Consider the following 26,382-nt stretch of genomic DNA (forward strand, 5'->3'; position numbering starts at 1 on the left):
CGCGAAAAGAGGCTTCGCTTAGTATCCGAGCGTCTTCTCGACGAGCACGAGCGTCGTGCGGCCCTCGGTGCCCTCCTGGCGGTAGATGAGCTCCTTGGAGGGGTAACTCTCGACGCCGTAGGCGTCCTGGGCGCGCTGGTTCTCGAACTCGTAGGCGTACTCGTGGAGGCGCTCGCGGGCGGCCTCGACGTCCTCGACGACCTTGTTCACGCCGGCGACCAGCAGGAGGTTCTTCGCGGCGAAGGGGTACGCGCCGACGCGGCTGCCGGAGAGGTCGGCGGCGACGAGCGCGCCGTCCTCGCGGCCGATGCCGTTGACGCTGCCGAGGAAGTAGTCGGCGGTCTGGGCGTCGCGGCGCGCGGCGTCGCGCTCCTCGTCGTCGTCGATGCTCCAGATTTCCGCGGCGAGGTTCTCCCAGTCGTGGTCGCCGTCGTCGAGGTAGTCGTCGAACCCGACTTCTTCGAGCGTCGTCGAGTGGCCGTTCATCACGGACGCACCCGCCGGAATCTCGTCGACGAGCACGTCGAGCGCTTCGTCGGCGTCCGCGACGACTTCGACGTCGAAGCCGCTGGCTTCGAGGTTCTCGACGGCGGCGTCGAGTTCCTCGTCGGTCGGGTGGCTGTCCCAGTCGTCGTCCACGTCGACGTCGTCGACGTAGTCGGATTTCTGCTGGCTCACGTCCAAACGATGTCGCTTGCCGGGAAAGAAGGTGCGGGCACCGGCGAGTCGCGCCCAAACGAGTAACCCGCGTGTCACCGGGTTCGCGCCGGGCTACCGCGCGGTCTAGTCGTCCTGTGCCGGCGCGGCCTGCTCGTCGGCGGCGGGCTTCTCGCGGTCGCTGCGCGGCCCCTCCAAGTCCACGCGCGGGAGCTTGTCGCGGAGGTACCGTCCCGTGTGGCTGTCGTCGTTGCGCGCGACCTCCTCCGGGGTGCCGGCGGCCACGAGGTCGCCGCCGTGCTCGCCGCCCTCGGGGCCGAGGTCGACGACGTGGTCGGCGTTCTTCACGAGGTCCAGTTCGTGTTCGATGACGACGACGGTGTTGCCGCGGTCGGTGAGCCGCTGGAGCACCTCGATGAGCTTGCGCTCGTCGGCGCTGTGCAGGCCCGTGGTGGGCTCATCCAGCAGGTAGAGGGTGTCGCCGGAGTCTTTCTTGCCGAGCTCTTCGGCGAGCTTGACGCGCTGAGCTTCCCCGCCGGAGAGCGTCGTGGACGGCTGGCCGAGTTTCATGTAGTCGAGGCCGACGTCCATCAACAGTTTGAGGCGGCGGCCGAGCCGGCTGTCCGCCTCGAAGAAGTCGTAGGCCTCCTCGACGCTCATGTCGAGGACGTCCGCGATGGTCGCGTCCTTGAACGTGACGTCCAGCGTCTCGTCGTTGTAGCGGGCGCCCCCGCACTCCTCGCAGGGGACGTGGACGTCCGAGAGGAAGTTCATCTCGATCTTCTGGGTGCCCTGCCCGCCGCAGGCCTCACAGCGCCCGCCCTTCACGTTGAACGAGAAGCGCCCCTTCTCGTAGCCGCGCTGTTTCGCGAGCTTGGTCTCGGCGAACTTCTCGCGGATGTAGTCGAAGATGCCCGTGTACGTCGCGGGGTTCGAGCGGGGCGTGCGGCCGATAGGTGACTGGTCGATGAGCCGCACCGTCTCGACGTTGTCGATACCCTCGATGGCGTCGTGCTCGCCGGGGTCCACGGAGGTGTTGTCGTTCATCTCGCGGGCCAGCCCCTTGTAGAGGATGTCGTGCATCAGCGTGGACTTCCCGGAGCCCGAGACGCCGGTGATGGCGGTGAACGCGCCGATGGGGAGGTCGACGTCGAGGTCGCGGAGGTTGTGCTGGCGCGCGCCCTCGATGGTGAGCGTGTCCTCCCAGTCGCGGCGCTCCTCGGGCACCGGAATCTGCTCGCGGCCCGCGAGGTAGTCCCCGGTGACGGAGTCTTCGGCGGCCATCAGGTCCTCGACGTCGCCGTTCGCGACGACCTCGCCGCCGTGGCGGCCCGGCCCGGGACCCATGTCCACGACGTTGTCCGCGCGCCGCATCGTCTCCTCGTCGTGCTCGACGACGACCAGCGTGTTCCCGAGGTCGCGGAGTTCTTCGAGGGTGTTCAGCAGGCGGTCGTTGTCGCGCTGGTGGAGGCCGATGGACGGCTCGTCGAGGACGTACAGGACGCCCACGAGCCCGGAGCCAATCTGGGTGGCGAGGCGGATGCGCTGGCTCTCCCCGCCCGAGAGGGTGGAGGCTTCGCGGTCGAGCGTGAGGTAGTCGAGGCCGACCTCGGTCATGAAGCCGAGGCGCGCGCGAATCTCCTTGAGAATCTCCTCGGCGATGGTGCGGTCGCGCTCGTCGAGGTGGTCCTCCATCCCCTCGAAGTGGTCGAGGGCGTCCCCGATGCTCATCCGGTTGACTTCGGTGATGGGCGTGCCGTCCACGAGCACCGCGCGGGACTCGGGCTTGAGGCGCGTGCCGTCACACGCCGGGCACGTCGTGACGGACATGTACTCCTCGATGTGGTCGCGGGTGCTCTCGGAGTCTGTCTCGACGTAGCGGCGTTCGAGGTTCGGGATGACGCCCTCGAAGGGCTTCTCCTTGCGGCGGGTGCCGTTCTTCGTCTGCCGCTTGAACACGACGTCCTCGTCGGTGCCGTAGAGGAACGCCTGCTGGACGTCCTCGTCCAACTCCTCGAACGGCGTATCGAGGCTAATCCCGAAGTGCTCGGCGACCGAGTCGAGGCGCGTCTGGTAGTACGAGCGGTTGTAGCTCCACGCCTCGAAGACGTGCTTGACGGGCTTGCTCTCGTCGACGACGACGAGGTCTTCGCTGACCTCCTTCGTGTTCCCGATGCCCTCACACTCCGGGCACGCGCCGTGCGGGCTGTTGAAGGAGAACGAGCGGGTCTCGATTTCGCTGATGTCGATGCCGCAGTGCGTACAGGCGAGGTCCTCGCTGAACTCCACGACGAAGCGGTCCTCGTCGTCCTCGTCGGCGAGGTCGCCCGTCGAGCGCGCGGTCGCGCCGCCGAGTTCGAGGTCCTCGTCGGCGTCCGGGACGATGACCTTCAGGACGCCGTCCGCCTCGTCGAGGGCGGTCTCGACGCTGTCGTTGATGCGCGAGCGGGCGTCCTCGCTGACCGCGACGCGGTCCACGACGACGTCGATGGTGTGGTCGTAGTTCTCGTCGAGGTCCGGGTCGTCGTACGCGAGGTCGTAGGCTTCGCCGTCGACCTCCACCCGGGAGTACCCCTCGCTGACGAGCTCCTCGAAGAGCTCCTCGAAGGCGCCCTTCTGGTCGCGCACGACGGGCGCCGCGATTTTCGCCTTCGTGCCCTCGGGGAGTTCGAGGATGCGCCGCACCATCTGCTGGGCGGACTGCTCGCCGACCTCGCGGCCGCACTCCGGGCAGTGCGGGACGCCGACGCGCGCATAGAGGAGGCGCAGGTAGTCGTGGAGTTCCGTGACCGTCCCCACGGTCGAGCGGGGGTTGTTCGCGGCGTTCTTCTGGTCGATGCTGATGGCCGGCGACAGCCCCTCGACGGACTCGACCTGCGGCTTGTCCATCTGCCCGAGGAAGTTCCGGGCGTACGCCGACAGGCTCTCGATGTAGCGGCGCTGGCCCTCCGCGTAGATGGTCTGGAAGGCCAGCGACGACTTCCCCGACCCGGAGAGGCCGGTCACCACGTTCAGCGCTTCGCGTGGAATCGTCACGTCGAGGTCGTCGAGGTTGTTCTCCTCGGCCCCGCGGACCTCGATGTAGTCGTCACTCATTGAGCGTCTAGTACCGCGCGAACCGCTGAAGGTCTGTCGGTCACGGTTGGTTTACACGGTTACATAGATAGTTCGACGAACGTTTCGCGGCGCTGGGCAGAGTCTGGGTGGCAATCAAGGAAGTGAGTGGACTTCGGTTCGCCAGTTCGATCCACCGAAGTCTCATAAACTACCTGAAAGAACTCGCACTCCTGCTGAATCAAGAATTCTAGGGCGTCTCGACGCCGCAGCAGTTGTGTTCCGGCCCACGTTCCCTCACCGAAGCCACCAGCGACGTTGATAACGACGTATTCGTCGTCGTAGGGATTTGGCATTCGCGTCACAAGCCCGTAATCGAATTCGACTCGCCGCTCGTCCGATACCGGGTCATAGACCGTCTCGGGGTCGAGCCGGAGTGATGGGTCTCCGATTCCCGTCGAGGTCAGCGTACCCGTCACGGTGTCTGTTTTCGTTCTCTCGAAGTTGTAGTGAACTCCGGGCCGGTAGAGGAGTTCGTAAGTGACATCGTTCGGTGCCGGCCCCGCAATCGAGATGATGTGATTTGAGTGGTACGACGGGCCGAAGTTGCCCGACGAAACGAATGAGAACTCAACGTCGTCGAACTCACTATCGATTTCTGTGAGCAACTCGTGGGCTCCTTGGTGGTCTAACTCCTTCTTGTCGTCTCTCAGATATTCGATCTCGTGGTGGGGGAGAACGACCACGAACTCCCCGTCGGAAACTATCGGCTCCCAGAACTCTTGGAAGGGATCGGTGGCCGAATCATTGGGGACGACGTAGAGAGACGACTGCATAGCCGAGACTGTGCCCCGGTCAAATCGGTAGTGTAGTCGCTCTCAAGGAGCGTCACAATGCCGGCGATCAAGCTGAGTGGCGAGGGCTGCGAGAGCGCTACCGACTGTCGGGGCGCTCATCGGCAGATGTATTCGAGACCACCCAGTTATCGTTTGCCCGTTCATCGTACGGTGCGTATAAAACGGTCCTCGGACCGACGGATTGCGGCATTGCTCACGGAGCGTTCTCGGCTTGAGTAGGTCAGTCAGCACGCTACTTGATGAGGGTTGTATTCGGTGAAATCGGCTGGGAGAGGCGGTAAAGCCTTCGATGAAGGTTAGCAGTACGAGTTAGTCACCAAACGCCTCGCGGAGGTCGCCGGCGACGTCCGCGACCGCGTCGTGCGCGCGGTCGAGGTCCGGGTTCGAGAGCATCGTCGCGAACCCGTGAATCATCCCCTCGTACTCGACGTGGCGCGTCGGCACGCCGTCCGCGACGAGCTGGTCGGCGTACCGCCGGCCGCCGTCCCGGAGCGGGTCGAAGCCCGCCGTGAGCACGGTCGCGGGCGCGACCCCCGAGAGGTCGCAGGCGTTCGTCGGGTCGCCGTAGGGGTTGCGCTCGTGAATCTCGGAGCCGTAGTAGCACTCCCGGAACCACCAGAGGTCGTCCTCGCTGAGGACCTTCCCGGCGTGCTCGCGGACGGAGTCCTGGTCTTCCTCGATGCCGACGCCCGGGTACAGCAGGTACTGGTAGTCGACCTCGGGGCCGTCGCGCTCGGCGGCCATCAGCGAGACGACGGCCGCGAGGTTCCCGCCCGCGGAGTCACCGACGACCGCGAGGTCACCCGTGCCGGCGAGCGCGTCGCGGTTGTCGGCGGCCCACTCCAGCGCCGCGTACGCGTCCTCGACGGCCGCCGGGAACGGGTGTTCGGGCGCGAGCCGGTAGTCTACCGACATCACGACGCAGTCGCTCTCGCGCGTGAGGTGCCGGCAGAACAGGTCGTGGGACTCGACGCTCCCGAGCACGAACCCGCCGCCGTGGTAGAACACGATCGTCGGGAACGGCCCGTCGCCCTTGGGCCGGTAGAGCCGTACCGGGAGGTCGCCCGCGGGCCCGGGAATCGCGCGGTCGACGACGCGCCCGACCTCCGGAGGATTGCGGTTCTGCCACCAACTCGACGCGCGCTCCAGCAGCCGGAGCGGCCGCGCCCCGAGCGTGCGCAGCGACACCGGGAGCTTCTCGCGGCGTTCGAGCACCGCCCGCGCCTGCGGATGCAGTTGCTCGTCCATACGTGACAGTCGCGTGACTGCAGCAAAAAAGCCGGGCTGCCGGCAGCCCTCACTCCGCGATGTCGACGGCCTCCGCGCCCGCGAGGTCTCGCAGGCGCTCGGGCTCGATTGGCCAGACCGCGGTCGGCGTGCCGGCCGCCGCCCACACCTTGTCGTAGTCGAGCAGCGTCTCGTCCAGCAGGACCGGCACGTCCGTCGCGTGGCAGATGGGCGGCACGCCGCCGATGCTCCAGCCCGTCGCCTTCTTCACCTCGTCGGCTTCGGCCATGCGCGCGTCGCTGGCGTCCCGGTAGACCGCGACCGTCGCGAGGTCCACGCGGTTCGCGCCGCTCGTGACGACGACCACCGGCTCGTCGTCGGCGACCACGACGATGCTGGACGCGATTTGTGCGACGTCGCAGCCGACCGCGTCGGCCGCGTCGGCAGCCGTCTTCGTCCCCTCGTCGAACTCGTGGACGTCCACGTCGACGTCGTACTCCTCGCGCGCCCGCTCGACGAACTCCGCGGCTCGCTCGTGCATACGACAGTCGGTGACTGAGTGGGCGAGTAAAGGTGTATCGCTCCGCGCAACCGGGTGGGTTCTTCCGTGCGAGCGCGGTAGTCATCGTATGGCCCCGCAGTCGAACTCCGTGCTCGCCCGCCTGCTCCCGGTCGCCGGGACGGCCTATCTGGCGTACCTCGCGACGCGACCGCCGCCCGCCCGCTGGGTCGGACTCGGGTGTCTGGCCGTCGTCACGCCGTTCCTCGTCGGCTGGGTGCTCGGGAACGTCTTCGGCGTCGGCCCGTGGAGCGGCGACGACGAGTGACCGAGAAGGTGCCTACACGTCCTCGGGCAGCCACCCGCCATACACGTACCTTTTTACTTCGTCGGGTGCGCTCGCTGCGCTCGCGCACCGCTCTCTGCTCACGGGCGCGAAGCGCCCGTTCGCACGGCCAGCGAGACCGCCGGTCTCGCTCGGCTCGCAAAAATCTACGCTAAAAACACCTGCCTCCGCGGGGCTCCGCCCCACTCCGGCAGCGAACCGCTCGCTTCGCTCGCGGATGCTCGCGAACGCCGGACGCCGTTACACGTCCTCGGGCAGCCACCCGCCATCGACTTCGACGTTCTCCCCGGAGATGTAGTCCGAATCCTCGTCGCAGAAGAACCGGACCGCCTGCGCGACGTCGTCGGTGGAGGCCCAGCGGCCGCGGGGGGCGTCCTCGGGGAACTCGTCGGAGGTCTCGACGACGTACGGGGAGACGGCGTTGACGGTGATGCTGTCGTCTTGGGTGTCGGCGGCGAGCATCCGCGTGAACATCAGTACGCCCTGCTTGGCGGCGAAGTACGGGAAGTTCTGCGGGGAGACCAGCCCCTTCTCCGAGGAGGCGTAGCCGATGTTGACGATGCGACCCCACTGCCGGGCGCGCATCCCGTCGAGCGCGCGCTTCGAGCAGAGGTACGTCCCCGTGAGGTTCGTGTGGAGGACGCGGTTCCACGTCTCGAAGTCGACGTCCTCCCAGTGGGCGGGCGCGAAGTCCCCGACGTTGTTCACGAGCACGTCCACGGTCCCCAGTTCGGCTTCGGCGGCGTCGAAGATGGCGTCTACGCCCTCCGGGTTCGTCACGTCGCCCTGCACGGCTGTGGCGGCCGGCGCACCGTGTTCGCGGGCGTCGGCGGCGGTCTCGCGCGCGGCGGCGTCGCTGCTGTAGTAGTGGACGGCGACGCTGGCGCCGCAGTCAGCCAGCGACAGGCAGAGCGCGCGACCGAGCCCCTTCGCGCCGCCGGTGACCAGCGCGGTGCGGTCGGTCAGGTCGGGAGCGAGCATGCCTCGTACTCGCCGACCGCACGGGATATTCTTATGGGGTTGCCCGAACACGCCGGAGACATGGCTATCCAGAACCTGCTGCTCGCGGTCGGTCCGAGCGACGACGAGCGAATCGAGCCGATGGCGCGCACCGCCACGGACATCGCCGGGCCGGCGGGCGCGACGGTGACGCTCGCGCACGTCTTCACGCGCGAGGAGTACGAGGACACAGCCGACCGCCTCGGCTTCGGGCCGGACGACGAGGTGACGCCGGACGTCGTGGCGCGCCGCCACGCGACCATTCGCGACCTCGGCGACCAGCTCGACGACGCCGGCGTCGACTACGACGTGCGCGGACACGTCGGCGGCCACGGCGAGAGCATCGTCGAACTCGCGGACGACGTGGACGCCGACATCGCGGTAGTCGGCGGGCGGAAGCGCTCGCCGACCGGAAAGGCCGTCTTCGGCAGCACCGCCCAGACCGTGCTGCTGTCGGCGCCCTGTCCCGTGACGTTCGTGCGCAGCGACCACTGAGATGGACGCGACCGTCGAGGACGGCGCGGGCGGGCTGCTCGTCGTGGAACTGGACGGCGGAGAATCCTTGCTCGCGGCGTCCGGGTCGCTGGTGGACTACGCCGGGCGGCTCCGCGTCGAGCGCGCTCGCGAGGGCGTGCTCCGGTCGGTCGCGAATGCGCGCCAGCGCCAGCGCACGCCCGTCCGCGTGACCGCCGACGAGGCGACGACCGCGCGGTTCGGGCCGTCCCACCACGGCAGCGTCGTCGCCGCCGACCTCGACGGCGAGGGCGTGGCGGCGACGCGGGAGGCGTTCGTCGCGGCGACCGGCGACGTCCGCGTGGGTGCCGACCGCGTGGGGGACGCGCCCGCCCGCGGCAGCGGGCTCTTTCTCACGACTGTCGCCGGGGACGGCACGGCGTATCTCGCGGGCCGCGGGCGCGTCGAGCGCGTGACCGTCCCCGACGGCGAGCAGCGCGTGGTCGCGGCCGCGAACGTCGTCGCGTTCGACGCGGACGCCGCGGTCTCCGTCGAGCGCGTCGGCGCCGTCGAGGACGCCGCGTCCGTCTGTCGGATTCGCGGGCCGGCGGCCGTCTGGACGGCGACGCGGCCCGCGCCGGGCGCGACGAACTAACGCGGCCGCGAGTGAAAACTGTGCAGTTAAGTGCCGGGGCGCCTCCATTCGAGGTAGATGCCGTACTACGTCGGCGTTGACCTCGGCGCGACGAACCTGCGCGCCGCCGTCGCGAACGACGACGCGACCGTCCTCGCCACCGACAAGCGGCCGACGCCCCGCGGGCCGACGGGGATTCAGGTCACGGAAGCCGTCCTCGACGCCGTGCGCGCGGCCTGCGAGGACGCCGGCGTCACCCCCGCCGAGGTGCGGGCCGCCGGCATCGGCAGCATCGGCCCGCTGGACCTCGCGGAGGGCACCATCGACGGTCCCGCGAACCTCCCGGACTCCGTGGGGACGGTCCCGCTCGTCGGCCCGATTTCGAACCTCATCGACTCCGAGCGCGTCCACCTCCACAACGACACCGTCGCGGGCGTCATCGGCGAGCGCTTCCACGCCGACAGCAACCCCGACGACATGGCGTACGTCACCATCTCCTCGGGCATCGGCGCGGGCGTCGCCGTCGACGGCGAAGTGCTAGAAGGCTGGGACGGCAACGCCGGCGAACTCGGCCACATGCTCGTCGACCCGCAGGGCCGCCGGACCTGCGGCTGTGGCCGCGACGGCCACTGGGAGGCGTACTGCTCGGGGAACAACATCCCCGAGTACGCCCGCATGCTCGCCGAGGAGGATCGCGGCGTCGAGACCGCACTCCCGCTGGACGACGCCGACTTCTCCGCGAAGCACGTTTTCGAGCACGCCGGCACCGACGAGTTCGCCAGCCACGTCGTCGACCAAGTGGGCTTCTGGAACGCGATGGGGGTCACGAACCTCGTGCAGTCGTACGCGCCCCTTGTGGTCTACGTCGGCGGCGCCGTCGCGCTCAACAACCCCGACCAAGTGCTTGCCCCCATCCGGGAGTACATCGACGAGAGCGTGTTCAACAACGTCCCCGAGATTCGGCTGACGTCGCTGGGCGACGACGTCGTGCTCCACGGCGCGGTCGCCTCTGCCATCACTGGTGGGACCGGCGAACGCACGCGATAATCTTCTCTGACTTCCGCTCTCTCCCGAGAATCGTGTTCGGAGTGTCCTACTCGCCGCCCTGCATCCGCACGAACCGCACGGGGCCTTCGTCCGATTCCACGAGCCCGCCGTCCTCGTTCTTCTCCGCGCGGACGAGGCGCTGGCTGGCGTCGCCAATCGGCCCGACCAACCGACCGCCGTTCCGCACTTGCTTGACGACTGCGTCCGGGAACTCGGGCGCCGCACACGTCAGGTACGCGGCGTCGTAGGGCGCGTGCTCGGGCCAGCCGTCGTGGCCGTCGCCGTGTCGGACCGACACGTCGCCGTAGCCCGCGCGGGCGAGGTTCTCGCGCGCTCGCTCGGCGAGCGCCTCGACGTACTCGATTGAGTAGACGTGCTCGGCGCCGACGAGCTCGGCGGTGACGGCGGCGTGGTAGCCACAGCCCGTCCCGACTTCGAGCACGCGGTCGTCCTCGCGGAGGTCCAGTTCGTCCGCCATGATGGCGACGACGTGTGGCGCGCTGACGGTCTGGCCCTCCCCGATTGGGAGCGGGCGGTCGTCGTACGCCGCGTCCCGCTGGTCTGCGGGCACGAACTCGTGGCGCGGCACCGCGCGAATCGCGTCCGCGACGCGCTCGCTGACGTTCGGCCGCTTGGCGAGTGCGTCCGCGAGGTCGTCGCGCTCGCTCGCGAACTCGTCGTCAGAATCAGGTTCCTCGTCGGTCATGGCTCCGTAGTCAGTCGGTTACCAGGGGGACCAGGCGCCGCTGGTCTCGTCGTCGCCGTACACGCGCTTGACGTCCTTCGCGAACACCACGTCGCCCTCGTCGCCGAGCTTCGGGAACTTGTAGCTGTCAATCGCGTTCTCGCGGACGTGGATGCCCGTGACGGTGAACGCCTCCTCGCCGAACTCCTCGGTCTCGCCGACCGCGAACTCGTAGTCGCCGGGGACGTGGACCTCGATGCTCCGGCTGCCCTCCTCGCTGTCCTCCTTCGGGTTGATGGTGACGTCCACGCTGACGTTGCCGACGTCGCGCGCCCACACCGTGTCGATGTCGGCGGCGTCCGCGCGCGTCGTGCGGTCCTCCGGGCCGACCTCGATGCTGGTCACGCGAACCTGCGCGATGACCGCCTCGGTCTCGACGACGAACTCGTCGCCCTCGTAGACGGTCTCCTCGGGGTCGAACTCCGCGGTCCCCGTGAAGGACTCGCCGTCCTGCGAGACGACGACGTCGACGCTGACGGTGGTCTCCTCCTCGACGGGCTCCTTGTGGACGTGGCCGCAGTCGGTACACTTCACGGTCGCGTTCCCGCCACCAGTGGTGAGTACCTCGTGGACGGTTTCGAGGTCCGGCGAACACGACGGACACTCGAAGGGGACGTGCTCCCCGACGTTTTCGCTCATGGTGGCGTATAGCGGCCCCGTACGTAAAAGACCGCGGAGTTGGGGTTTTGAAAGTAGGGTCGTTTTTCTCTGCTCTTCGGTGTCGATGCTTTCTCGAAAGCCCCGGCGGGCTCGACGGCTGCGACTCGCTGCGCTCCTCGCTTCGCTGCGGTGCTTGCGTCGTCTCGCTCGTCGAGCCCGCCGCCCCTTTCAGTCCCGGAAGACTCACTGCGTTCGTCTTCCGACCCTCGCGAACGCGTCCCGTTCGCTCAGTCCACCCGCTACTGGGTGGTCGGTCGGCTGTAGCTGTCGGTCGTCCAGTCCGGAGTTACGGACTCGGCAGTTCGACTTCTTCGCCGTCGGCGAAGACCGTGGGCTCCCGGATGATGCCGTCGAGGTGCAGCGGCGCGTCGGTGTCGCCGCCGATGCCGGCGTCGTCTCCGATGGCGATGTGGACCGTCCCCGCAGCCTTCTCGTCGAGGAGGACGCTCCCGACGAGTTCGGTGACGGCGACGTTCGTGCCGATGCCGAGTTCCGCGAGGTTGTAGGCGTCCTCGCCGACCTGCTCGCTGGCGGCTTCGACCTGCTCGCGGACTTGGTCGTCCGAAATCTCGGTCACGAAGCCGTCCGCGACCTCGAAGCGGAGCTGTTCGTCGTCGTCCAGTTTCCCGTGGGGCATCATCGTGCCGTCCACGACGTACGTCCCGTTCGCATCTTCGGGGGAGACGAACACCTCGCCAGCGGGGAGATTCGAGAAGTCGCCGTCCTCGTGGACGATGCCGGTGTCGTCGCGCCACTCGCGGGCGCCCGGCTCGAACGTGATGTCCGTGCCCGCGGGCGTCGTCACGTGGAGTTCGTCGGCGCCCTCGACCTGCGCGAGTACGTCTTCGCAGTGCTGGCGGATGGTCTCGTAGTCGGCGTCCAGTCCTGTGGTGAACACGTCCTCCGTGATGCCGGGGAGGGTCGCGCCGCGGGCGCCGGCGTCGTTGGCGGCGCCGCGAGCGCGCGTGTGACTCAGGCTCTTCGTCGTCGGCGCGAGGAACACGTCCGCGTCTTCCATCGCAGCGGCGACGGGACTGGGCGGCTCCTCGCCGTGCTGGTCGCCCGGCGGATATCGGAGGAGCGTCGCGTCCGTAATCTCGCTCGCGACGTCGTACAGCGCCTCGCCGATTGGCTGGCGCTTGTCGTCCGTCACGATGACGCAGGACTCGTCGGCTTCGAGGCCGAGGCACTGTTCGACGGCGGTCTCGGCGGCCGCTCGCAGGTCGGTCATAGTGGGTCGTTGTCGCGGCGCCGCGTTAGGTCTTGTTGCTCGCGTCTCCGGGATTCACTCGCGTCGCGGTAAATCGGTCCTGCGAAACGGTTAACCGCCGGGCCGTGGCACTCCCGGGTATGATTCGCGTCGGCATCAACGGCTACGGCACCATCGGGAAGCGCGTCGCGGACGCGGTCCGCGACCAGCCGGACATGGACGTCGTCGGCGTCGCCAAGACCAGCCCGAACTACGAGGCCGAACAGGCAGTCGAGCGCGGCTACGACCTCTACGCCGCCATCGAGGACCGCTCGCACAAGTTCGCGGAAGCCGGCATCGAGACCGCGGGCCTGGTCGACGACCTCGTCGCGCAGAGCGACGTCGTCGTGGACGCCACGCCCTCCGGCGTCGGCGCGCAGAACCGCGCGCTCTACGAGGAGTACGACACGCCCGCCATCTACCAGGGCGGCGAGGACGCCGACGTCGCGGACGTCTCGTTCAACGCGCGCTCGAACTACGACGACGCCGTCGGCGCCGAGCACGTGCGCGTCGTCTCCTGTAACACGACCGGGCTCTCCCGGCTGCTCGCGCCGCTCCGCGAGGCGTACGGCGTCGAGAAGGTGCGCGCGACGCTCGTGCGCCGCGGCGGCGACCCCAGCCAGCCGTCTCGTGGCCCCATCAACGACGCGCTCCCGGACCCCATCTCGATTCCGAGCCACCACGGCCCCGACGTCAACACCATCTTCCCCGACCTCGACATCGACACGCTCGGGCTGAAGGTGCCGACGACGCTGATGCACATGCACGCCATCAACGTCACGCTCGCCGCCGAACCCGACGCCGCCGAAGTGCGGGAACTGCTCGGCGAGCAGTCCCGCATCACGGTCGTCGACGAACACCTCGGCATCGAGGGCACCGGCCAGCTCAAGGAGTGGGCGCTCGACCGCGGCCGTCCCCGGGGCGACCTCTGGGAGAACTGCCTCTGGGGGGAGTCCGTCACGACGGAGGGCAGCGACTTCTACTGCTTCCAGGCCATCCACCAGGAGTCCGACGTCGTCCCCGAGAACGTGGACGCGATTCGCGCGGTCACCGACAGCGCCGACGCCGCCGAGTCCGTCGCCACCACCAACGACAGCCTCGGAATCTGACCGGCCGGCCGACTCCACTTCTCGAAACAATCTTCGACGGCGGCTGAACACTCACTCGTTAACCAAGTGGGCGTCCCGAACTTTCGGAACTGAAGGAAAACTGGGGTAAGTCGTCCGCGCGTATCTTCACGCACGGAGGTGTCCACGTATGCTACGACAGTACTCGACTCGTCGTCTCGTCGCCGGCGCGCTCGCGGTGACTGCCACGGCCGTCGCAGTGCCCGCGCTCGCTGCGGGATTCGGGGGCGCTGCCGCGCCGATGCACCGAGCAGCTGGCGGACACGCGATGGGCGGGCACGCGATGGGCGGCGGCTGGCTCGGTGGCCCGGTGTGGTGGCTGGTCCTCGTCGGCGTCGTCGCCGTCGGGCTCCTCGCCCTCACTCGCGGCGATTCCGGCGACGGCGACGACGCGCTGGCGGCCGCCCGCAGGGCGTACGCCCGCGGCGACCTCACGGACGAGGAGTACGAGCGGCGCCGTGAGGCCCTCCGCCGCGACGACTGACCCCGTCCACAGCCGCCCGAGCGGCCCAAAACTCACACAGTCCGAACGCTTTTCCAGCACGCGGCCTAACCTCGGGGTATGAGACGCGACGACCGGGACGACCCATTCGACGACATCTTCCGCGAGATCGAGCGGATGATGGACGAGATGATGGACGGCACGAACGGGTTCGAGGGCGACCAGTCCGGCTTCTCGACGGACACCCACGTCGACGTCCACGAGACCGACGACGAGGTCCGCGTCATCGCCGACCTCCCCGGCGTCGAGAAGGAGGACATCTCCGTGCAGTGCGACGGCGAGCAGGTCACTATCAGCGCGAGCAGCGACCTCCGCGAGTACGACGAGCGCATCGGCCTCCCCGGCCCCGTGGACCCGCGCTCGGGGGCCGCGAGCTACAACAACGGCATCCTCGAAGTCACGTTCGAGCGCACCGGCGAGTCGACGAACATCGACGTCGAGTAGCTACTGTTCTGCCGTCCGTTCGACGAGCGCCGCGAGCCTGTCGTAGAATCCCTTCTCGTATTTTTGTTCGTCGTCGATGGTCGGGCGCGCGTTCGTCTCGTTGACGACCGCGCGCTCGTCGGTCACGAGCACGTCCACGCCGAGGAAGTCCACGTCCAGCGCATCGGCCGCGTCCACCGCGAGTTCTCGGAGTTCGTCGGGCAACGCGACGCCCGCGGCGTCCGCGCCGCGGTGGACGTTGTGCTTCCAGCCGTCGGGCGCCGCGCGCCGGACGGCGCCGACGACCTCACCATCTAAGACCATCACGCGGTAGTCCGCGGCTTCGGGCAGGAATTCCTGAATCAGGTAGGACTTGTCGCCGGTCGCACGGTAGTCGTGGACCAGTTCGAGGTAGTCGGTGACGCCGTCCAGCGAGTCCGCGTCGTGGACTTTCGTGACGCCGACGCCGCGCGTCGTGGAGTTCGGCTTCACGACGACGGGCGCGTCGAAGGCCTCGAACGCCGCCCGAACCTCGTTCTCGTCGGCGGGGTTCGAGACGTACACCGTCTCGGGGACGGGCACGCCGGCGTCCGCGAGCGTCGCCAGCGCGCCGGCCTTGTTCCGGGAGCGCAGCACGGCCGCGCGGTTGTTCACCCACGGCACGTCGAGGAACGCGTCCACGACGCCGCCCTCCATCAGCCGCCCCGGGAACACGAACCCCGCGTCGAAGCGCGCGGGGTCGAACGGCGGGTCGGCGAGGCGGGTGACGTGCTCGCGGACGGAGACGTGCTCTGCGCGAATCCCGCGCTCGGCGAGCGGCTCGCGCATCCGCTGGAACGTCTCCGCGTCGTTGGCGACCGCCAGCCCGAGCATACGCTGGCGTCGTCGCTTGAGGACTAAAAGACGCCGGTCGGCGCCGAGAAGCCGGTGCCGCGGCTACGCGACGGGAAAGCCGGAGAGAAGCGGCCGGATTACCGGACCAGCAGTTCTTCGCCGCGCTCGACGTTAATCTTGCACGGCGGCGTGATCTTGTTGTAGGCGCGGCGGAACGCCTCCTTGACTTCCTCCGCCTGGTCGACGTCGCAGTACGCGGTGAACAGCTGCTCGCCGGGGTAGATGCGGGCCGCGGTGCCGACCGGGACGCCGAACGCCTGGCGCATCCCGTCGGAGACGCGGTCCGCACCCGCGCCGGTCGCCTGCTTGTTCTCCCGGATGATCTGGTGGGGGAACTTGCGGAGCTGCATCTTGTAGTTGCCCTCGCCGAGTTCCTTGATGAGGTGGCGGTTCGCGGAGAGGCGCGCGGCCTCAAGCGAGCCGTGGCGGAGCTGACACTCCTCCTCGGGGACGAGGCTGATCTGGACGGGGTAGTCGTCTGCGTCCGCCTGCAGGTCGCCCATCTGGTGCTGTGCAATCTTCGAGCCCGGAATGCCCGTGACGTAGTCGCGACGGGTGTACGACGGCTTGTCGATTTTCCGGTACATGGAGGCCGGCTTCTCGGACATAGTTACTACTGGGGTCTGACGGCCAGCGCGCGAATAAAGGCTTCGAACCCGTTCCGTCGCCGTGCCCGCCGTTGCGCCTCTGACGACGCCGCGGATGCAGCTCCGCTTCCCTCCCGGATACCGGCGGACGAGGACGGGAATCCGGCCGCTTTAGCCGCCCCGCCCACAAGCCAGCCCATGACCTTCCACGAGTTCGAGGACCTCCGCGACGCGCTCGCGGACGCGGACTTCGACCGACCGCCAGCGTTCGTCGCGAACGCGCACGTCACGGGCGTCTCCGTCGCCCGCGCGCTCGACGCCCACGGCGTCCCCGTCGTCGCGCTCGACCGCTCCGGGGACGGCGCCGCGCCGCCGTCGAACGCCGTCGACTACGCGGGCCGCGTCACGTACCCCTTGGACGACGAGGACGGCTTCCGCGAAGACGTCGAAGAGCTCGCCGCACAACTGGACCACGAGCCGGTCGCGTTCGGCTGCATGGACGAGTGGGCGCTCGCGTTCGCCGAGACCGAACCGGAGGGCGTCCGCCTGCCGTTCGCCGACAGCGAGACGATGGACGCCGTCCTCGACAAGAGCTCGCTCTACGAGACCTGTGAGGAACTCGGCGTCCCCTACCCCGAGACGTACCGGCTCTCCGAGGTCGACCCCGACGAGGCCGCCGACGAACTCGGCTTCCCGCTCGTAATCAAGCCCGCGCGCAAGCGCGAGTTCGAGGAGGCCGTCGGCACGAACGTCATCGAGGTCGCGGACCGCGGGGAGTACCGTGACGTCGTCGAGATGGCCCAGGAGACCGGCATCGAAATCATGGCTCAGGAGAAGGTACCGGTCGCGCGCGGCGAGGACCACTCGCTGGCGTCCTACGTCCCCGAGGACGGCGACCCGCTCGCGGTCGTCGGGAACGCCCGCGTCCGCGCGCCGCTGGGCTACGGCACGTCCTGCGTCGTCGAGCGCGTGGACGAGCCCGAAATCGAGGAGCGCGCGCTCGCGGTCATCGAGGAGGCGGGCTACCACGGCATCAGCGAGGCCGAGTTCGTCTACGACCGCGACCGCGACGAGTTCGTCCTCCTCGACGTCAACACGCGCCCGTGGAAGTGGATTAGCATGCCCGTGCAGGCCGGCGCGAACCTCCCGATGGCCGCCTACGCCGACGCCACCGGCGCCGACTACGAGCCCGACCCCACGAACGACGCGCGCTGGCTCTCGCTGGAGGACTACCTCCCGCTGCTCGCCGGCGGCGACCTCGCTGACGTGCTCTCCACGGCCGACTGGGAAGCGCTCGTCTCCGGCGACTTCGAGACGAGTGGCGACCTCACGACCGCCGTCTACCGGCCCAGCGACCCCGCGCCAATCGCGCACCGCCTCGACGTCGAGTTCGGCGGCCGCGACTACTACTGCTCCTGCTGAGATTCAAGTGCGAAGCCGGGACCACTCCGGCGCGTGACCTGACTGCTGCCCGGCGCGGTTCCGCGGGAGTGCGACGACCCGCGTCGGCTGTCCCCGTCGCCTGTCAGCCCCGACTCGGCGAGGCTTGCCGCTCTCCCGGACAACACCACGCCAGCGTCGTGACCGGCCGGCTTAAACGCCTCATTCCCCTACCAGCGCGCAATGACCGACCGGATGCGGCTGAACCTCTTCACGATGAACTCCGTGGAGCACGTCTCCGTGGGGTCGTGGCGACTCCCCGGCGACCAGTCCCACCGCTACAGCGACCGCGAGTACTGGACCGACGTCGCGCGCACCGCCGAGCGCGGCGGCTTCGACGCCGTCTTCTTCGCGGACGTCCGCGGCATCTACGACGTCTACAGCGACGACCGTGAGACGGCCGTCGAGAAGGCCGTCCAGACGCCGTCGAACGACCCAGCGTACCTGATTCCCGCGATGGCCGAGGTCACCGACGACCTCGGGTTCGCCGTCACGAAGTCGACGTCGTACAACCACCCCTACCAGCTCGCCCGCGAGTTCTCCACGCTCGACCACCTCACGGACGGCCGCGTCGCGTTCAACATCGTCACCTCCTACCTCGAATCTGCGGCGGCCAACCTCGGCTACGACGACCGCATGGACCACGACGAGCGCTACGACCGCGCCGACGAGTTCATGGACGTCCTCTACAAGCTCTTCGAGGACTCGTGGGACGACGACGCCGTCGTCCGCGACCGCGAGTCGGGCGTCTTCACCGACCCCGAGAAGGTCTCGGCCATCGACCACGAGGGCGAGCACTTCGAAATTCCGGGGCCGCACGGCGCCGAGCCGTCCCCCCAGCGCACGCCCGTCCTCTACCAGGCGGGCTCGTCGGACCGCGGCCGCGAGTTCGCCGCCGAGCACGCCGAGGCCGTCTTCGTCAGCCAGCCCTCCGTCGAGGCCGTCGAGGACTACGTCGCGGACCTCCGCGAGCGCGCCGCCGACCACGGCCGCGACCCCGACAGCCTCGCGTTCTTCCCCGGAATCGTCCCCATCGTCGGCGAGACCGAGGAAGTCGCGGAAGCCAAGTACGACGCGTACACGGATGCCATCGACACGGAGGGCGTGCTCGCGCTGCTCTCCGGGTTCGTGGACATGGACCTCTCCGATCTCGACCCGGACCAGAAACTGGAGCACATCGAGACCGAGGCGATTCAGGGCGTCGTGAACGCGTTCACGGCCAACGACGACCGCGACTGGACAGTCCGCGAGGTCGCGGAGTTCGCGGGACTGGGCACCACCTCGCCCGTCGTCGTCGGGACGCCCGAGCAGGTCGCCGACGAGTTCCAGTACTGGTTCGAGGACGTCGGCGTGGACGGCTTCAACGTCAAGGAGGTCGCCCGGCCCGACAGCCTCCGTGACTTCGTGGACCTCGTCGTTCCCGAACTCCGCGAGCGCGGGCTGCTCCGCGACGAATACGACGGCGAGACCCTCCGGGAGACGACGTTCGGCCGCCGCGGGCTCCCCGACGGCCACCCCGGCAGCCGGTAAGCGAGGACAACGGTTTTCTCCCCGGCTCGCGTGGCACCCAGCGATGGCAGACACCGCAGCGGACGGCGACCAGCGGATTCACGTGGGGGAGACCGCGGACGGCGACCGGCTGGAGTTCCCCATCGTGGAGATGCTCACCGGCCGCGGGTTCGTCACCGGGAAGTCCGGGTCCGGGAAGTCCAACACCACGAGCGTCGTCGTGGAGGAGCTCCTCGAAGCCGGCTACCCCGTGCTCATCGTGGACACGGACGGCGAGTACTACGGCCTCAAGGAGGAGTACGAGCTCCTGCACGCGGGCGCCGACGAGGAGTGCGACATCCAGGTGAGCGTCGAGCACGCCGAGAAGCTCGCGCACCTCGCCTTGGAGGAGAACGTCCCAATCATCCTGGACGTCTCCGGCTACCTCGACGACGAGGAGGCCGACGACCTGCTCCGGGAGACGGTGCGGCACCTCTTCGCGAAGGAGAAGAAGCTCAAGAAGCCGTTCCTGCTCGTCGTCGAGGAGTGCCACGAGTACATCCCGGAGGGCGGCGGCGTCGGCGAGACGGGGAACCTCCTCATCAAGGTCGGGAAGCGCGGCCGCAAGCACGGCCTCGGCGTCGTCGGCATCAGCCAGCGCCCCGCGGACGTGAAGAAGGACTTCATCACGCAGGCGAACTGGTTGGTGTGGCACCGGCTCACGTGGGAGAACGACACCAAAGTCGTCGGTCGCATCGTCGGCAGCGACTACGCCGACGACGTGATGGACTTGGGGGACGGCGAGGCGTTCATCCAGACGGACTGGAGCGACGACATGGTCAAGCGGGTGCAGTTCAAGCGCAAGCGCACGTTCGACGCGGGCGCCACCCCCGGCCTCGACGACTTCGAGCGCCCCGACCTGAAGTCCGTCAGCGGCTCGCTGATGGAGGACCTCGGCGAGATTACCGACCGGAAGGAACAGGAGCAGAACCGCATCGAGGAGTTAGAGTCGAAGCTCGAGAACCGCGAGGAGCGCATCGCGGAGTTGGAGTCCGAGCTGGAGACCGCTCGCGACGTCTCCGCGGCCGCCCGGAAGATGGCGAACGCGCTCGCGCACGGCGACGGCTCCCCGCCCGAGAGTTATCAGGCGACCCTCCAGACGAAGAACGAACACATCGACCGACTGGAGGAGCGCATCGACGAACTCGAAGCGAAAGTCGAGAGCGGCGTCGCCGCTGACGAGTCCGCGAGCGAGGACGACGGGGACGCGCCCGAGGAGCGCTCCGACGCCGACGCCGACACGGAGCCCGCTGTCGGGAGCGGCGACGAGCCCCGGGACGCGCTCGTGGACGCCGTTCAGGACCGGCTGCGGCGCCGCGGCGAGCGCAGCAAACTCCAAGACGCGAGCGACGACGCGGACGCGACGCCGGACGACCCCGCGGGGCCGGCGGCCGAGACGGTCGTCGACCTCCTGCAGGCGCCGCCGGTCGTGACGCGCGTGAACGCGGCGCGCCGCGACTCGAAGTGCAACGACGACGCCGCGTGGCGCGTTGTCTCCGAGCTCGCGACGAATCCGGGCGCAAGCGCGCACGACCTCGCGGCCGCAGCGGGCATCGACGTCGAACCCGTCCACACACTCCTGCGGGAACTCCGCACCCGCGACCTCGTCGCGCGCGACGACCGCACGTACGCGTTCAACGCCGACCGGATGCGCACGCTCGTCGAACACGACGACCCCTCGAAGCCGCGGACGGAACTGCGCGACCAGTGGGAGCCCTGACTGCCGGCGGACGAGTCCGTTTCACCAACATCTTTGCGACCGGCTGTTGACGGCTCGCGTATGGCAACGGAGAACGACAGCGACACGTTCGACATCGGCGGCGAACTGACAGTCCACCGGCTCGGGTTCGGCGCGATGCGCGTCACCGGCCCGGACGTCATCGGGTCGCCCGACGACGAGGAAAACGCCCGCGAGGTCCTCCAGCACGCCGTGGACCTCGGCGTCGACTTCGTGGACACGGCGGACTCCTACGGTCCCGGCGTCAGCGAGCGCCTCATCCGCGAATCCGGCATCGCCGAGGACGCCGTCGTCGCCACCAAGGCGGGCCTCCTGCGGAACGCGACCGGCGACTGGATTCCCCACGGCGACCCCGACTACATCAAGAACCAGGCGCTGGCCTCGCTCGACCGGCTCGGCGTCGACTCCATCGACCTCTACCAGTACCACCGCCCCGACCCCGACACGGACTTCGAGGACGCCGTCCACGCGTTCGCGGAGCTCAAAGACGACGGCCTCGTCGACCACGTCGGCCTCAGCAACGTCTCCGTCGAGCAGCTGGAGACCGCCCGCGACATCGTCGACATCGCCACCGTCCAGAACGCGTACAACGTCGTCGACCGCGAGTACGAGGACGTCCTCGAAGCCTGCGAGGACTACGACATCGGGTTCATCCCGTACTTCCCGATGGGCGGCGGCGACCTCGGCGAACAACAGGACGACCTCGAAGCCGTCGCCGCCGACCACGACGCCACCGTCCGGCAGGTCGCGCTCGCGTGGCTGCTCGACCACTCGCCCGTGACGCTCCCGATTCCCGGGACGTCGAGCATCGACCACCTCGAAACGAACGTCGCCGCGAGCCACCTCGACCTCACGGCCGAGGACCGCGCGCGACTAGAGTAGCCGTCGGCGCTCAGCGGTACCGCGCGACCGCTGCGACGACTACCAGGAGTGCGCCGGTCACGAACGTGCCGGGAATCGGCAGGACGAACAGGAACGCGCCGACGGCCAATCCGAGTGTAGATGTCCGCACGCGTCGCTAGTCGGGCGTCACACTGGTACGCCTTGGGGCGGCAGAACGCAGTCGCTACGTCGTTTTTGGAATAGTCGAAAAACGATTCGTCCTGTCCAGCGTCAGCGACGCTGGCCTATCACCGAATTACAGCCGAGTGAGGTTCGTCGCGCGGGGGCCCTTGTCGGCCTCCTCGATGTCGAACTCGACTTCCTGACCTTCCTCCAGGTCCGGGCCGCCGATGTCTTCCATGTGGAAGAACACGTCCTCGTCCGCGTCGTCAGTCTCGATGAATCCGTAACCGCCAGTGTCGTTGAAGAAGTCAACCGTACCGGTTGCCATTGCAACCACAGAGAAGCGCCGCTCGTTGATAACCTTTGTGGCACGCGACGACCCCTCCCGAGGCGGACGGTCCGCCCGCGAGAGCCGCGGAGAGTCCCTCTCGATGCGTCGCTATCGCTGGTCGAGACGGGCGTAGCCGTCTCGGTCGCGGCCGGTCAGTCGATGATGTCGTGGAGGTCGCTCAGGCCGTCGATCTCCCACGTCGGCCAGACGTTCAGCTCCCAGTCGCGGCGGTGGGGGCGCCGGATGAACGCCGAGTCGATGCCCGCGTTCTCCGCGGCGCGCACGTCGGACTCGTTGTCGCCGACGAACAGCGCCGAGTCCGCGTCGAGGTCGGCGAGCGCGCGGTCGATGTAGTGGGAGTTCGGCTTCCGGCGCTCCAGGCTCTCTATCGTCGGCTCGCGCCCGTAGGCCGCGCCGAACAGGTCGTCGACGCCGAAGTGCTCTAACACGAAGTCGACGGTCGCCTGCTGGTTCGAACTCACGATGCCCATCGAGACGTCCAGGTCGTGGAGCGTGTCGAGGTCGTCGTAGAGGGTCTTGCGGCCCTCGCGGACTTCCTCGTACTGGGCTTCCGCGGCGGTCTGGTCGCGCGTCGGCCAGAACTCGCCGGGTTTGAGCCCGTAGCGGCTACAGACGTCGCTGACGGTCTTCGGCGTCGCGCCGATGGTCATCTCCTCGATGTCGTCGGGGTCGGGGTCGGTGACGCCGAACTGCTCGAACGTGTCCTCGGTCGCCGCCTGCAGCACGTCGTACCGCGTGCGGCCGACGAGGACGCCGTCGTTGTCGAACACGACGGTGTCGTAGGTCATACCTCCTCTTGGGGCGACGCACTGATAAACGTTTCAGCGCCGAGACTGCCCGTTCGTCCGGCTGACCGTCGGCGTACGCGTCCGTTCCCGGACAACTGTCCGCGTTCTACCACTCGTCTCCTCGCCGGCACGGGGTTCACGTCTCCGGCTCGGCGTCGGGCCGCGCGTGCCACCACGCCCACAGCACGAGCACGCCCTGGAACGGGAGCCGCGCCCACGCTATCGCGCGCGCCACGCCCTCCATCCCGTCGGGAGCCAGCTCGCCCGCCACGTCGTCGGTCACCGTGTAGACGTTCGCGGGGAACACCGCCACCAGCAGCGCCACGATGCCCCACGCCGACAGCCGCCGCGTCCGCTCGAACAACACGCCAACGCCGAGGACGACCTCCGCGACGCCCGAGACGTAGACGAGCGCCCGCGGCCGCGGCAGCGACGACGGCACCACTCGCTCGAAGGACGCCGGCGCGAGGAAGTGCAACGCGCCCGTGACCACGTACACCGCCCCCATCGCGTACCGCAGCGGCCGCTCGAACCGAGTCAGCGTGTCTCGGAGACTGGTCACGGGTCCAGCGACGGCTACCAGCCACATAGTGTTCCGGCCGGTGCCCCCTCGAACGTGAACCACGGCGTCCGTCCTGTTTGGCTCGGAACGACACGTAGAATCGGGATGCCGCCTCCCCGATTTGAACGGGGGACAGCTCGATCTTCAGTCGAGTGCTCTCCCAGTCTGAGCTAAGGCGGCGCGCATCTTGTTGGATGTAGACGAGGGGAAAAAGGATTTCGAATCGCGAGCGCCGGTCGGGTCGTTGTGCGGCGCGTCACGGGTCCGGATGCGGCAATTCCCGCCCAGGCATTGGATATAAACGTTCGGAACCGTGACCCTATTTGGTATGTCAGGTAGTCGCAATCAAACTGACTCGTCGCGGCGCGAATTCCTCGCCGCCACGGGAACGACCGCCGTCTCCGTGGCGTTCGCCGGCTGCTCGTCCGACCAGACCGGCGACGAGACGGCGACCGAGGCGGCAACCGAGACTGACAGCGGCGCAACCGAGACCACCGAGGCCGACAGCCAGTCCGAGGAGTTCGAGGTGTCCATCACGCAGGGGACGATGCCGACCACGCTGGACCCCCACGACCACCGGGACATCCCCACGGACATCACGATGCTACAGGCCTACGAGGGGCTGCTGAGCCGGACACCCGAGGGCGAGATTACGGCTATGCTCGCGACCGACTGGGAGCGCGTCGAACCCGGCCACGTCCGCTTCCAGATCCGGGACGGCCCGACGTTCCACAAGACGGGCAACGACCTCACCCCCGAGGACGTTGCGTACACCATCAACCGCATCGTCGACGACGAAGTCGGGTTTACCAGCCCGCAGGCCGGCCAGCTCGACGGCGTCACCGGCGCGGAGGTCGCCGACGGCGAGCGCGCAGTCGATGTCTACTCCGACGGCTTCAACCCCATCGTCTTCTCCGAGTTCGCCATCTACTGCGACATCGTCGAGAAGGCGTGGGTGCAGGACAACGAGAAGTCCTACGTCGCCCAGAACATGAACGGCACCGGGCCGTTCGAGATGACCGACTTCCAGCAGAACCAGTACGTCGAGTTCGAGCGTTACGACGACTACTGGCAGGAGCCCGCCGATGTCACCCGGCTCACCATCGACAGCGCCTCCGACTCGGGCGTCCGCGTCAACCAGCTCGTCGCGGGTGAAACCGATCTCGTCGTCAACGTCCCGCCGCAGTCGTTCTCCCGCGTCGAGGACGCCGATGCCTCCGTCGAAGCTGTCGGGAGTACGCGCGTGCTCTACAACGCCATGAAGGCGACCGTCGAACCCTTCTCGTCGCCGCAGTTCCGGCGCGCGATGAACTACGCCATCGACCTCGAGACCATCATCCAGAACGCCCTGCAGGGCGCCGGCGGCCAGACCGGCCAGCCGACGCTGGAACCGTTCTTCGGCTACAACGACAGCATCGACCCCTACCCCTACGACCCCGACGAGGCCGAGCGGCTCGTCGAGGAGAGCGGGCACGCCGGCGTCTCCATCGAACTCCACACGCCCGCCGGCCGCTACCTCAAGGACCTCCAGATTGCGCGCTCGGTTGCGGGCATGATCGACGAGCTGCCGAACGTCTCCTGTGAAGTCAATCAGCGGACATTCTCCACGCTCGCCGGCGAACTCACGGACTCGGACATCACCACCGGGCCAGATTTCTACCTCATCGGCTGGGGGAACGCAACGTTCGACGCAAGTCAGACCATCAGCCCGACGCTGACCAGCGACGGCTCGCTCACCTCTTGGAAGAACGAGGACCTCGACCAGATCATGTCGGACGCCGACAGCACGACCGACCCCGACGAGCGCGAACAGTTCCTCCAGGAAGCCAACCAGCTGTGTCACGACGAAGCGCCGTGGATCTTCCTGAACCGCCAGTACAGCGTCTACGGAGTCTCGGACCACATCGAGTGGACCGCGCGCAACGACGAACGAATCGACGCCTACGCCATCAGTCCCGCGCAGTGACGACCAATGGGGTATCTCCGCTTCCTGGCGAAGCGCGCGGTCCAGGGCGTGTTCGTCGTTTGGGCGGTCGTCACGGTGGTGTTCGCGCTCCGCTACATCACGCCCGGCAGCCCCGTCGACTTCATCGCGCCACTGGATGCCGGCCCCGATCTCCGCGAGTCCATCGCGGAGTCGTACGGGCTCGACGAGCCGCTGTACGTCCAGTACGGCGACTACCTATGGGATCTCGCACACCTCGACATGGGGCAGTCGTACGCCCGCGGTACCAGCGTCGGCGCCGAAGTCGTCGGCGCGCTCCCCGTGAGCCTCGAGCTCGCGCTCGCAGCGACGGTCGTCGCCATCGTCATCTCCATCCCGCTGGGCGTCGTCAGCGCAGTGAACCATCACCAGCCCTCCGACTACGTCGCGACGACGCTGTCGCTGGTCGGCATCTCGACGCCGAACTTCTGGCTGGGCGTGATGCTCGTGCTGTTGCTCGCCGTGCAGTTCAACGTCTTCCCGACCAGCGGCCTCGGCGAAATGAACGGCGAGACCGTGTTGTTCGCAGATGCCGTCCGACACCTCCTGCAGGGCGAGACCGCGTGGATGGTCGAGTGGCTCGCCCACATCACCCTTCCTGCAGTCACGCTCGGCACGTACTTCACAGCGCTCGTGACACGGCTTACGCGCTCCGGCATGCTGGAAGAACTCGGGGAGAGCTACGTAACCGCGCTGCGCGCGAAGGGACTCCCGGAGTCGCTAGTGCGCTACCGGCACGTGCTGAAGAACACGCTCATCCCCATCATCACGGTGCTCGGCCTCCAGCTCGGGACGCTCATCGGGGGCGCCGTCATCACCGAGCGCGTCTTCGACCTCCCTGGGCTCGGCAGCCTGCTTATCGAGGCTATCAACCAGCAGCAGTGGATGATTCTGCAGGGCTGTCTCATCGTCATCAGCGCGGGGTTCGTCGTCGTGAACACGGTCGTCGACGCCCTCTACGCGTACGTCAGCCCGGAGGTGGCCGTGGAATGACCGCCGGCGTAC

27 protein-coding genes and 1 tRNA gene are annotated in these 26,382 nt (G+C 68.2%); 13 read left to right on the top strand and 15 right to left on the bottom strand.

The window, feature by feature from the left end; translation table 11 throughout:
- Positions 1-18: 18 nt before the first annotated feature.
- From HHUB_RS01270 to HHUB_RS01290, 5 genes are all read right to left on the bottom strand, one after another.
- Entirely contained in the window at positions 19-678 is a 660-nt protein-coding gene (locus HHUB_RS01270; RefSeq protein ID WP_059055473.1) for a lactate utilization protein, read from the bottom strand.
- A gap of 105 nt (positions 679-783) precedes the next feature.
- Positions 784-3,753: an excinuclease ABC subunit UvrA gene (gene uvrA, locus HHUB_RS01275; protein WP_059055475.1), complete on the bottom strand. Its 2,970-nt coding sequence runs from the start codon at positions 3,751-3,753 to the stop codon at positions 784-786.
- A gap of 59 nt (positions 3,754-3,812) precedes the next feature.
- On the bottom strand, positions 3,813-4,547 hold the full coding sequence (locus HHUB_RS01280; RefSeq protein WP_059055477.1) for a hypothetical protein: 735 nt from the start codon (positions 4,545-4,547) through the stop codon (positions 3,813-3,815).
- A gap of 330 nt (positions 4,548-4,877) precedes the next feature.
- Positions 4,878-5,816, bottom strand: coding sequence for an alpha/beta hydrolase (locus tag HHUB_RS01285; RefSeq protein WP_059055479.1), 939 nt, complete (start codon positions 5,814-5,816; stop codon positions 4,878-4,880).
- 49 nt (positions 5,817-5,865) lie between these two features.
- Positions 5,866-6,336: a YbaK/EbsC family protein gene (locus HHUB_RS01290; protein WP_059055481.1), complete on the bottom strand. Its 471-nt coding sequence runs from the start codon at positions 6,334-6,336 to the stop codon at positions 5,866-5,868.
- Positions 6,337-6,424: 88 nt separating this feature from the next.
- Between HHUB_RS01290 and HHUB_RS01295 the strand changes: the two genes are divergently transcribed.
- Complete coding sequence (locus HHUB_RS01295; protein ID WP_059055484.1) at positions 6,425-6,622, top strand: hypothetical protein; 198 nt, start codon at positions 6,425-6,427, stop codon at positions 6,620-6,622.
- A gap of 258 nt (positions 6,623-6,880) precedes the next feature.
- Here HHUB_RS01295 and HHUB_RS01300 read toward each other — a convergent pair whose 3' ends face one another.
- Positions 6,881-7,621, bottom strand: a complete 741-nt coding sequence (locus HHUB_RS01300) for an SDR family NAD(P)-dependent oxidoreductase (protein WP_059055486.1) — start codon at positions 7,619-7,621, stop codon at positions 6,881-6,883.
- A gap of 60 nt (positions 7,622-7,681) precedes the next feature.
- Between HHUB_RS01300 and HHUB_RS01305 the strand changes: the two genes are divergently transcribed.
- Genes HHUB_RS01305 through HHUB_RS01315 form a run of 3 tightly spaced genes read left to right on the top strand, consistent with a single transcriptional unit; the run spans position 7,682 to position 9,773 of the window.
- Entirely contained in the window at positions 7,682-8,134 is a 453-nt protein-coding gene (locus HHUB_RS01305; protein WP_059055488.1) for a universal stress protein, read from the top strand.
- Position 8,135: 1 nt separating this feature from the next.
- Positions 8,136-8,747, top strand: a complete 612-nt coding sequence (locus tag HHUB_RS01310) for an AIM24 family protein (RefSeq protein ID WP_059055490.1) — start codon at positions 8,136-8,138, stop codon at positions 8,745-8,747.
- A gap of 57 nt (positions 8,748-8,804) precedes the next feature.
- Complete coding sequence (locus HHUB_RS01315; RefSeq protein ID WP_059055491.1) at positions 8,805-9,773, top strand: ROK family protein; 969 nt, start codon at positions 8,805-8,807, stop codon at positions 9,771-9,773.
- A 46-nt stretch (positions 9,774-9,819) separates the two neighbouring features.
- Here the strand turns inward: HHUB_RS01315 and HHUB_RS01320 are convergent, their stop codons facing one another.
- The 3 genes from HHUB_RS01320 to HHUB_RS01330 form a co-directional block, all read right to left on the bottom strand.
- Positions 9,820-10,479 (bottom strand): protein-L-isoaspartate(D-aspartate) O-methyltransferase, encoded by a 660-nt coding sequence (locus tag HHUB_RS01320; RefSeq protein ID WP_059055494.1) that lies wholly within the window; start codon positions 10,477-10,479, stop codon positions 9,820-9,822.
- Positions 10,480-10,497: 18 nt separating this feature from the next.
- Complete coding sequence (locus HHUB_RS01325; protein WP_059055496.1) at positions 10,498-11,157, bottom strand: HVO_0476 family zinc finger protein; 660 nt, start codon at positions 11,155-11,157, stop codon at positions 10,498-10,500.
- A 307-nt stretch (positions 11,158-11,464) separates the two neighbouring features.
- Positions 11,465-12,409: an aminopeptidase gene (locus tag HHUB_RS01330; RefSeq protein WP_059055497.1), complete on the bottom strand. Its 945-nt coding sequence runs from the start codon at positions 12,407-12,409 to the stop codon at positions 11,465-11,467.
- A 119-nt stretch (positions 12,410-12,528) separates the two neighbouring features.
- Here HHUB_RS01330 and HHUB_RS01335 point away from each other — a divergent pair, with 119 nt between their 5' ends.
- The 3 genes from HHUB_RS01335 (at position 12,529) to HHUB_RS01345 (ending at position 14,500) form a co-directional block, all read left to right on the top strand.
- Positions 12,529-13,536 carry a type II glyceraldehyde-3-phosphate dehydrogenase gene (locus tag HHUB_RS01335; RefSeq protein ID WP_059055499.1) on the top strand — a complete coding sequence of 336 codons (1,008 nt, stop codon included), beginning with the start codon at positions 12,529-12,531 and terminating at the stop codon, positions 13,534-13,536.
- A 148-nt stretch (positions 13,537-13,684) separates the two neighbouring features.
- Positions 13,685-14,038, top strand: coding sequence for an SHOCT domain-containing protein (locus HHUB_RS01340; RefSeq protein WP_089649772.1), 354 nt, complete (start codon positions 13,685-13,687; stop codon positions 14,036-14,038).
- A 78-nt stretch (positions 14,039-14,116) separates the two neighbouring features.
- Positions 14,117-14,500: an Hsp20/alpha crystallin family protein gene (locus tag HHUB_RS01345; RefSeq protein ID WP_059055503.1), complete on the top strand. Its 384-nt coding sequence runs from the start codon at positions 14,117-14,119 to the stop codon at positions 14,498-14,500.
- Here HHUB_RS01345 and HHUB_RS01350 read toward each other — a convergent pair whose 3' ends face one another.
- Together HHUB_RS01350 and HHUB_RS01355 are read right to left on the bottom strand one after the other, a co-directional pair.
- On the bottom strand, positions 14,501-15,352 hold the full coding sequence (locus tag HHUB_RS01350) for an ATP-grasp domain-containing protein (protein ID WP_059055504.1): 852 nt from the start codon (positions 15,350-15,352) through the stop codon (positions 14,501-14,503).
- Positions 15,353-15,450: 98 nt separating this feature from the next.
- Entirely contained in the window at positions 15,451-15,981 is a 531-nt protein-coding gene (locus HHUB_RS01355; protein ID WP_059055507.1) for a 50S ribosomal protein L16, read from the bottom strand.
- A gap of 177 nt (positions 15,982-16,158) precedes the next feature.
- On the opposite strand from HHUB_RS01355, the gene HHUB_RS01360 reads away from it, so the two are divergent.
- The 4 genes from HHUB_RS01360 (at position 16,159) to HHUB_RS01375 (ending at position 21,568) form a co-directional block, all read left to right on the top strand.
- Positions 16,159-17,382 (top strand): carboxylate--amine ligase, encoded by a 1,224-nt coding sequence (locus HHUB_RS01360; protein ID WP_059055509.1) that lies wholly within the window; start codon positions 16,159-16,161, stop codon positions 17,380-17,382.
- A 201-nt stretch (positions 17,383-17,583) separates the two neighbouring features.
- Positions 17,584-18,930: an LLM class flavin-dependent oxidoreductase gene (locus HHUB_RS01365; RefSeq protein WP_059055511.1), complete on the top strand. Its 1,347-nt coding sequence runs from the start codon at positions 17,584-17,586 to the stop codon at positions 18,928-18,930.
- Positions 18,931-18,973: 43 nt separating this feature from the next.
- Positions 18,974-20,668 carry a helicase HerA domain-containing protein gene (locus HHUB_RS01370; protein ID WP_059055513.1) on the top strand — a complete coding sequence of 565 codons (1,695 nt, stop codon included), beginning with the start codon at positions 18,974-18,976 and terminating at the stop codon, positions 20,666-20,668.
- A gap of 60 nt (positions 20,669-20,728) precedes the next feature.
- Complete coding sequence (locus tag HHUB_RS01375) at positions 20,729-21,568, top strand: aldo/keto reductase (protein WP_059055515.1); 840 nt, start codon at positions 20,729-20,731, stop codon at positions 21,566-21,568.
- A gap of 256 nt (positions 21,569-21,824) precedes the next feature.
- Here HHUB_RS01375 and HHUB_RS01380 read toward each other — a convergent pair whose 3' ends face one another.
- The 4 genes from HHUB_RS01380 to HHUB_RS01395 all read right to left on the bottom strand — a co-directional run bounded on the left by HHUB_RS01380 (position 21,825) and on the right by HHUB_RS01395 (position 23,573).
- A complete protein-coding gene (locus HHUB_RS01380) occupies positions 21,825-22,019 on the bottom strand; it encodes a cold-shock protein (RefSeq protein WP_059055516.1) in 195 nt (64 codons plus the stop codon).
- Positions 22,020-22,174: 155 nt separating this feature from the next.
- Positions 22,175-22,831 (bottom strand): HAD family hydrolase, encoded by a 657-nt coding sequence (locus HHUB_RS01385; protein WP_059055518.1) that lies wholly within the window; start codon positions 22,829-22,831, stop codon positions 22,175-22,177.
- Positions 22,832-22,967: 136 nt separating this feature from the next.
- Positions 22,968-23,393, bottom strand: coding sequence for a DoxX family protein (locus HHUB_RS01390; protein WP_238323983.1), 426 nt, complete (start codon positions 23,391-23,393; stop codon positions 22,968-22,970).
- Between the two features lie 106 nt (positions 23,394-23,499).
- Positions 23,500-23,573, bottom strand: a tRNA-Phe gene (locus HHUB_RS01395).
- A 148-nt stretch (positions 23,574-23,721) separates the two neighbouring features.
- Here HHUB_RS01395 and HHUB_RS01400 point away from each other — a divergent pair.
- Both HHUB_RS01400 and HHUB_RS01405 read left to right on the top strand, forming a co-directional pair.
- Positions 23,722-25,359, top strand: a complete 1,638-nt coding sequence (locus HHUB_RS01400; RefSeq protein WP_059055522.1) for an ABC transporter substrate-binding protein — start codon at positions 23,722-23,724, stop codon at positions 25,357-25,359.
- A gap of 6 nt (positions 25,360-25,365) precedes the next feature.
- Positions 25,366-26,370 (top strand): ABC transporter permease, encoded by a 1,005-nt coding sequence (locus tag HHUB_RS01405; protein WP_059055524.1) that lies wholly within the window; start codon positions 25,366-25,368, stop codon positions 26,368-26,370.
- The last annotated feature ends 12 nt before the right edge of the window (positions 26,371-26,382 follow it).

It is taken from the genome of Halobacterium hubeiense, from assembly GCF_001488575.1.
Classification (GTDB): domain Archaea; phylum Halobacteriota; class Halobacteria; order Halobacteriales; family Halobacteriaceae; genus Halobacterium; species Halobacterium hubeiense.

Excerpts from the sequence above, each read along its gene's own strand:
- uvrA (WP_059055475.1), bottom strand. The coding sequence starts at position 3,753 with ATGAGTGACGACTACATCGAGGTCCGCGGGGCCGAGGAGAACAACCTC.
- HHUB_RS01285 (WP_059055479.1), bottom strand. The coding sequence starts at position 5,816 with ATGGACGAGCAACTGCATCCGCAGGCGCGGGCGGTGCTCGAACGCCGC.
- HHUB_RS01320 (WP_059055494.1), bottom strand. The coding sequence starts at position 10,479 with ATGACCGACGAGGAACCTGATTCTGACGACGAGTTCGCGAGCGAGCGC.
- HHUB_RS01360 (WP_059055509.1), top strand. The coding sequence starts at position 16,159 with ATGACCTTCCACGAGTTCGAGGACCTCCGCGACGCGCTCGCGGACGCG.
- HHUB_RS01350 (WP_059055504.1), bottom strand. The coding sequence starts at position 15,352 with ATGCTCGGGCTGGCGGTCGCCAACGACGCGGAGACGTTCCAGCGGATG.
- HHUB_RS01335 (WP_059055499.1), top strand. The coding sequence starts at position 12,529 with ATGATTCGCGTCGGCATCAACGGCTACGGCACCATCGGGAAGCGCGTC.
- HHUB_RS01385 (WP_059055518.1), bottom strand. The coding sequence starts at position 22,831 with ATGACCTACGACACCGTCGTGTTCGACAACGACGGCGTCCTCGTCGGC.
- HHUB_RS01380 (WP_059055516.1), bottom strand. The coding sequence starts at position 22,019 with ATGGCAACCGGTACGGTTGACTTCTTCAACGACACTGGCGGTTACGGA.
- HHUB_RS01400 (WP_059055522.1), top strand. The coding sequence starts at position 23,722 with ATGTCAGGTAGTCGCAATCAAACTGACTCGTCGCGGCGCGAATTCCTC.
- HHUB_RS01370 (WP_059055513.1), top strand. The coding sequence starts at position 18,974 with ATGGCAGACACCGCAGCGGACGGCGACCAGCGGATTCACGTGGGGGAG.
- HHUB_RS01355 (WP_059055507.1), bottom strand. The coding sequence starts at position 15,981 with ATGTCCGAGAAGCCGGCCTCCATGTACCGGAAAATCGACAAGCCGTCG.
- HHUB_RS01340 (WP_089649772.1), top strand. The coding sequence starts at position 13,685 with ATGCTACGACAGTACTCGACTCGTCGTCTCGTCGCCGGCGCGCTCGCG.
- HHUB_RS01310 (WP_059055490.1), top strand. The coding sequence starts at position 8,136 with ATGGACGCGACCGTCGAGGACGGCGCGGGCGGGCTGCTCGTCGTGGAA.
- HHUB_RS01405 (WP_059055524.1), top strand. The coding sequence starts at position 25,366 with ATGGGGTATCTCCGCTTCCTGGCGAAGCGCGCGGTCCAGGGCGTGTTC.
- HHUB_RS01375 (WP_059055515.1), top strand. The coding sequence starts at position 20,729 with ATGGCAACGGAGAACGACAGCGACACGTTCGACATCGGCGGCGAACTG.
- HHUB_RS01290 (WP_059055481.1), bottom strand. The coding sequence starts at position 6,336 with ATGCACGAGCGAGCCGCGGAGTTCGTCGAGCGGGCGCGCGAGGAGTAC.
- HHUB_RS01365 (WP_059055511.1), top strand. The coding sequence starts at position 17,584 with ATGACCGACCGGATGCGGCTGAACCTCTTCACGATGAACTCCGTGGAG.
- HHUB_RS01295 (WP_059055484.1), top strand. The coding sequence starts at position 6,425 with ATGGCCCCGCAGTCGAACTCCGTGCTCGCCCGCCTGCTCCCGGTCGCC.
- HHUB_RS01280 (WP_059055477.1), bottom strand. The coding sequence starts at position 4,547 with ATGCAGTCGTCTCTCTACGTCGTCCCCAATGATTCGGCCACCGATCCC.
- HHUB_RS01330 (WP_059055497.1), bottom strand. The coding sequence starts at position 12,409 with ATGACCGACCTGCGAGCGGCCGCCGAGACCGCCGTCGAACAGTGCCTC.
- HHUB_RS01325 (WP_059055496.1), bottom strand. The coding sequence starts at position 11,157 with ATGAGCGAAAACGTCGGGGAGCACGTCCCCTTCGAGTGTCCGTCGTGT.
- HHUB_RS01315 (WP_059055491.1), top strand. The coding sequence starts at position 8,805 with ATGCCGTACTACGTCGGCGTTGACCTCGGCGCGACGAACCTGCGCGCC.
- HHUB_RS01300 (WP_059055486.1), bottom strand. The coding sequence starts at position 7,621 with ATGCTCGCTCCCGACCTGACCGACCGCACCGCGCTGGTCACCGGCGGC.
- HHUB_RS01345 (WP_059055503.1), top strand. The coding sequence starts at position 14,117 with ATGAGACGCGACGACCGGGACGACCCATTCGACGACATCTTCCGCGAG.
- HHUB_RS01305 (WP_059055488.1), top strand. The coding sequence starts at position 7,682 with ATGGCTATCCAGAACCTGCTGCTCGCGGTCGGTCCGAGCGACGACGAG.